At 54.2% G+C, this 5,704-nt stretch carries 5 protein-coding genes; 2 read left to right on the top strand and 3 right to left on the bottom strand.

Features of this window, described 5'->3' with window-relative positions; translation table 11 throughout:
* Positions 1-380: 380 nt before the first annotated feature.
* Together KYE_RS22005 and KYE_RS14020 are read left to right on the top strand one after the other, a co-directional pair.
* Complete coding sequence (locus KYE_RS22005; protein ID WP_008174521.1) at positions 381-1,079, top strand: hypothetical protein; 699 nt, start codon at positions 381-383, stop codon at positions 1,077-1,079.
* Positions 1,080-1,186: 107 nt separating this feature from the next.
* Complete coding sequence (locus KYE_RS14020) at positions 1,187-1,564, top strand: cytochrome c biogenesis CcdA family protein (protein WP_319795863.1); 378 nt, start codon at positions 1,187-1,189, stop codon at positions 1,562-1,564.
* Here KYE_RS14020 and KYE_RS14015 read toward each other — a convergent pair.
* The 3 genes from KYE_RS14015 to KYE_RS14005 all read right to left on the bottom strand — a co-directional run bounded on the left by KYE_RS14015 (position 1,561) and on the right by KYE_RS14005 (position 5,288).
* The gene (locus KYE_RS14015; protein ID WP_008174516.1) at positions 1,561-3,147 is read right to left on the bottom strand and encodes a hypothetical protein; all 1,587 of its coding nucleotides are present in this window, start codon (positions 3,145-3,147) and stop codon (positions 1,561-1,563) included. The genes KYE_RS14020 and KYE_RS14015 overlap by 4 nt on opposite strands.
* Positions 3,148-3,205: 58 nt before the next feature.
* Entirely contained in the window at positions 3,206-4,567 is a 1,362-nt protein-coding gene (locus KYE_RS14010) for a hypothetical protein (RefSeq protein WP_227497843.1), read from the bottom strand.
* 358 nt (positions 4,568-4,925) lie between these two features.
* Complete coding sequence (locus KYE_RS14005; protein ID WP_008174513.1) at positions 4,926-5,288, bottom strand: hypothetical protein; 363 nt, start codon at positions 5,286-5,288, stop codon at positions 4,926-4,928.
* Between the last annotated feature and the right edge of the window lie 416 nt (positions 5,289-5,704).

The following is a 5,704-nucleotide window of genomic DNA, read 5'->3' as shown; positions in this document are numbered from 1 at the left end:
TTGGTGACGCACGCCCGACCGGCTCCGCGGCCAACGCCGGTGTTGCTACTAAAGCTATCGCCAGCGGAGCGCTTATTGATTTGAAGATTTTGCTCACCTGAAACTCCTTATTTTAATTTTCATACCGACAACGATTTATTGCCTCAATATGGATGTGCCAGTTAAACGGCACTTAATCTTGACGCACAAAGCTTGTAGTGGTCAACTGAAACGAACCTGAATTTTCAGCTAAATTTCATTTTCCCGATTTTCGTACTGACATCCCCACCCGTCAGACTGTCAGACCTGACGACGCATCAAAGAGGCTATTTCGCCCCCAGCGCCCATCTTGGAGAGGTGCTATGATTGCTCACTATTGAAAGGCATACTGGGCGCCAAGCATGCAATCCGACCATTTGGCGCATGAAATCGAGATGGCCGCAATGAACCGACGAGTTATCTCCTTGCTGCTGCCGTTGTTTTTGGGTGGACCGGTTCTGGCCATTTCCGAATTATCGGGTGGTCAGGAGGCCGCTGCGATGAAGGGTTGCGATTTCAACTTCGGCTGCCTGAAGTTATTAGATTGGCTGGATAGATTATGCATTGTTCACGTCGACCATCACGTAGAGGCTGGTTCCTGTTTTTTTAATCTGGTCTGTCAGCTTTTTGCTGCATTTTTTTGGGAAATGATCCAGGTGCCTTTCTTTACAGGGATGATGGAGGCGTCCCATGGTGCGGTCGTCTGGCTGTGCACGCGGGCGGCAATCGGCGATGCCAATATTGCACTATTTGCCTATGGCGTCGCCGCAGCGGCAACTAAAGATGGCTTTTGGATACAGGGGCGGTGGCGCCGCCATGCTTTAGGAGCGTATTTTGCTACCGGTCTGCTTATAACCATAGTCTTTGAAGCCTGGGCCACAGGCGCAGGCCAGCGCTGGAGCTACAATGATTCTATGCCCCTGTTTCCCTTCCTTGGCACAGGTATCGCCCCTCTCGCGCAGTGGATTATCGTTCCAACAGTCTCGCTCTTTGGTTTGCGTTGGCTCTATAGAGGCTGGCTTGATCTCAGACGTCAGGGCGGTGATTACTCTCGGCAATAAATAATGGGCTTCGGCCATCATGCAAACGGCCCTACAAACACTTGCGCAAATACACCCAAAAGGAGTGTGACAGTCAGCGCTATTATCAGTACGGCTTTCAACCAGATATCAGTTCTAGCCACCACGACATTCCCTTGCCTGTGGCCTTTTTGCTGGGCATCGCCTTTGCCGTCGGCTGGACGCCCTGCATCGGCCCGATACTCGGAGCCATACTGGCGCTCAGTTCCACCCACGCCAACGCAGAAACGGGCATGTTGTACCTAGCGGTGTATTCGCTCGGCCTGGCACTCCCGTTTCTCGGAACCGCGCTGTTCATCGAGCATTTTCGCAAGCGAGTGCGCGGATTCAGCCGCTGGAGCAGGCCGCTAAGGGCACTGGCGGGCCTGGTGCTGATCATCATGGGCATAATGGTGCTAACCGGCCAGATGACCTGGTTCGCCACCTGGATGCTGTCGACCTTTCCCGTGTTGGGAAGGCTTGGCTAGTGTCCCAGGTCGGCTGGAAGCCGGTAGAGCCTTGTTGCGCCTTCCCCGGCCTTACTATCTCCACCTCGGCTTCCTACCGAGAAAAAGAACAGCCCGCCGCTCCCATAGGCCGGCTTCGCCGAGCGGGGTATGGATACCCTGGATCTTCCCAGAACCGATGGCGAGCCCGGGTTTGCGTCCAGCCAGTCGATAGCGACGACATCCCTGGGACCTGCGGCCTCCGCAGGGCTCGGGCGCTGCGCAATACCCACCATGGGGCGCGAAACCCTATCCGCCCCTCCAGTGCCGCCGACAAACGGGTTACCCAGGGACAGGGTTCTTGTCGGACTGAAAATCAGTTCCGGGTTTACCTCAAACCGGATTTCCGAGCTGACAAGAGGGTCCATATCGTAGCTGAGCTGCAATTCCGGGCCATTGCCGGAATACACAGAGGCTTTACCGTCAAACGCACTTACAAAAGCCAGATCGCCGCTGTCTGTCTTGCCCAGAACCCGGGAGCCCAACACCCTGAAACCCGGCGTCAGGGCGCTGAATGTGTCATTGGCGCTTTCCGCCATCTTCTCTTGCCCCGGCATAACCGTGTAAATCTTTGACCCGAAGCCGTGCTCTGCCGTATAGGACTGCCCCAGAATGGTGTCACTCCGCCCATCCAGGTCGGTATCATGCACGCCCATCATCAATGGCGAAAACCCGACCAACATGGCTCGGTCCCCGTCAAGCCTGACAACAGAACCTGACACCCGGTAATCATCCCATTGGTTGACCAGCAGATAAAGCTCACCGGCACTGCTATACCAGTCCATGTAAATGATTCTCTCGCCACGTGGAATATCAACCACGGCGATTTCGCTTACAGAGCCATCGGAGCGCCCCGAAAAAAACCTGATTGTCTGCTTGCCTTCCAGTGCCACGACATAACGCCCCGGGATTTCATGGACCGCAATCGAACCTGCCCGGCCCGGCAACTCAAGAGCAAGCTCGGCCTCCGCCTCTGCCGCAACACGAAAACTCTCTTCCTTTGAGTATGAAGCTGCGCCGATATCAATCATCCCGACCAGCCAGGTTTGGTCATAGGTGACAACTACCCTGCCCTTGCTTATTAACTCGAACGTCAGAGAGGGCTCTGCCTTGCTTTCCTCATTTTCCCAGACCAGGCGTGGAAACATGGATTTCAGTTCTTCTGCCACGGGCCCGCTTTTTTCGGTTGTACTTTTAATTACGGCCGGCAAAGGGCCAAACCTCTCCACAACGGCATTTACACCAGGCATGGGCCCGGACAGCAGCTTGCCAACGAATTCTTCCGGATTAATCCGTAAAATACCGATTACGGACCGGCGGTCACCGACCAAACTGGCATCGCCGTTCTGAACGGGTTTTGCCGTAACGAAAACATCCCCCACCCCCGCGACACTATTGTGCCGGTCTATGTAAACCAGACCTTCGTCCTTGTCGATCCGGCTGATCGCGGAAACAAAAGGATCGAAGCGCTCAGCTGCGAAACAGAGCTGTCCGGTTATTGTAAAAACAATTAAAACGACAAAACGAAAGATCCGGACGCTGGCACAGCTGATTACATTCGTCATACAGAGGCTCTTCGAAAGGAATAAGGTGCGAAGCGTCGGCTTCGCACCTTCTGGTCAGTTAAAACTTATACCGGACGCGGCCGGCAACATGCACAATGTCCTTATCACTCTGGCCGTTTTGAAGCGCGCCTTCCTCAAGTGCATCCACTGCATCTCCCGCAAGCAGATAAGCCGCTTCCGCCGCAATTTCCAGGGACGGATACGGAAGATAGCTCACCCGTCCACCGAACTCCAAGCCCAGATCTTTTGATGAACTCCCGTCAGCCAGCGTAATGGCTTCCGCCAGCCGGTTGTACACCAGCATTCCACTGAGCTTCAGGTTAGGCCGGACCTTGTGATCGAGCTGGATCTTATTCAGGAAATAGCCCTTATCCAGGATATAAGGCGTCTCGGCGAAATAATCATCGTCCGTGAAATTTTCCTGGAAAATCATGCTGTCCGTCAGATCGACGTCCGTGGAGATGAACGCATCGAAATTGGAATCCTGCTCATTGCTGTCCCCTGATGCATACACCATTGTGTAGGTGACGGTATTGGGACCGAACTGCAGGCCAAGCTCGCCACGGCCCAGAAAGGTGGACAGGTCATAGCTGGTGTTCGGATTCACAGCCCCGTTTATAGGGTTGAAGTTAACACCTTCTATCGTTCCCGTCTGGGCGATGGCGGTACCCTTGAGGAAAAGCCGGCCTGCCGACGTCTCCCTGTTGTAGTCGAAGGTCGCACCCAGGTTTAACACCGAGTATTCCGAGTTATCAGCAATCAGCTTCAGCTCGTAGTTCCTGCTATTGATTTCGCCGACCCCCTCTGCAACCTGATTGTTCATCTGATACAGATAAAAAATTCCGGCGTTCAGGTTGGGCGAAAAGTGCTTATCCAGGTTCAGCGCAAAGTTATCAGCGCCATCCCAGCCCTCGTCTTCCGGGGAGTCGTTGGCGCCCTCGTTGGTGGAGTCACCACGCCCCCACAGAAGCTGATAGTCAATACCAGACTGAAGCTTCCCGGTCAGCACCACAGCGGTTGCGGTCTCATTCCAGACATTGGCGTTGACCGAAACCGGCTGCAACCCGATTTTCAGACGCTGATCAACGGTATCGGGCAAAGCGAAGTCGACGTAAGCCCAGCGAGTCTCGACATTTACACCGTCACCGGAAAAGTCGCCACCTGAACCCTCGCCGAAGCGAATGCCGCCGATTTCGGTTGCGTACACGCCCTTGACCATTCCATCGTCAGAGGCGGCGGTGAACCAGAACCGGTATTTCATTTCACCATAAGTCTCGGTGGGATCGCTGTCTTTCAGCGTACCGCCACCCGAGTTTCCTGTTCTGAACCAATCCCTCTGATTGGTGTAGGCCTGAAACCGGTTGTTCATGTCGCCATGAAAATCAAATTCGGCCGCCATGACAGGGTTTGGAGCATACACTGCGGCTGCTCCGAGAATCGCCAGTTAAAGCGGGCTGCGCTTAAGTTTCAGTTGCTTCATTGTGATCCCTATTATTAGTCGTCTTATTAGTCGTCAGAAGAGCTCAGCAAACGGACCTGATGGTCGGTCATTCCGCCGTGTCGCATACAGCAGGGCAACCAAACTCCTGATTGCAGGCAGGCCGCAACCAATGAAACCTGAAACGAAGCTGAAAATCCAGAGGGCTTACGACTTATGTCTTAGACAGGACTGGCAACATGTCGGAGACAAAGGAGTTAAGGCGGTTTCTGGTGACCGCCTGGACGGTCACCTTTACAACAGATCGAATATCAGCGCGAAGGATAAGGGCTTGATGACCTCAATGGCCGGAATGGCCGGATTTCTCCGCCCCTTTCGATTTCATCGGCTGATCCTTCATCGACCCCTTCATTTCCTTCATCATTCCCATGCAGCCCTTCATGTCTCCATGCATCATCTGCATGTTTTCCTGCATGGCTTTCATATGGTCCTGCATCAGCTCCTGGCGCTTGGCAGGGTCCTGCTCCTGTTTGATCCGGCTCATCAGCGCCTGCATTTCTTCCATATTCTGCTGCATCGCCGCTGCTCTCTTCTGGTCCTGCTCCTGATGCTTTGCATCGCGATGCTGATCGTGATCCGCCGCCAGGGCCGGCATGGAAAGCAGACCGGCAATGACAGTAGCAACAAGTGTCAGTCGTTTCATGGTGTTCTCCGTCCGTCGAGTAATTGGGAACTGCGATTGCGTCAGCAGGTGTCCCCCGCTGACCGGGCCAGATTCTGACCGTCTGCCTATAGGATAGTACAAGCTTCGGTCAAGGTGAAGCCAGCCAATACCAGGAGGGATCGGCCGGCTCGCCGGAACACTGCCAGGGGCCAATAAGATCTGACGACATATCACATAGGCGATTTAGGCCCTTAGTGCTGGGTGCGATGGCTTTAACCGGCCAGATAATTCAATTAGCTTTGTGGAGGCTAGCAACATTCCCAGGGTTGGGAAGACTTGGCTAGGAGTCTGCGCGGCAGGAGCCACCTTCTGGCATAATACGTAAAAATTCTTCAGCACCGGAGAATCCGATGGGAACCACCTTCCGCCCCTATTCACCTGATCAGGAACTGCCT

Origin of the sequence: Marinobacter manganoxydans MnI7-9, from assembly GCF_000235625.1 — a bacterium.
GTDB lineage: Bacteria > Pseudomonadota > Gammaproteobacteria > Pseudomonadales > Oleiphilaceae > Marinobacter > Marinobacter manganoxydans.
This window is presented reverse-complemented; position numbering and strand designations above follow the sequence as displayed.

Bases quoted from the DNA above. Each gene is read 5' to 3' on its own strand.
- KYE_RS22005 (WP_008174521.1), top strand. From the start codon at position 381: ATGCAATCCGACCATTTGGCGCATGAAATCGAGATGGCCGCAATGAAC.
- KYE_RS14015 (WP_008174516.1), bottom strand. From the start codon at position 3,147: ATGACGAATGTAATCAGCTGTGCCAGCGTCCGGATCTTTCGTTTTGTC.
- KYE_RS14005 (WP_008174513.1), bottom strand. From the start codon at position 5,288: ATGAAACGACTGACACTTGTTGCTACTGTCATTGCCGGTCTGCTTTCC.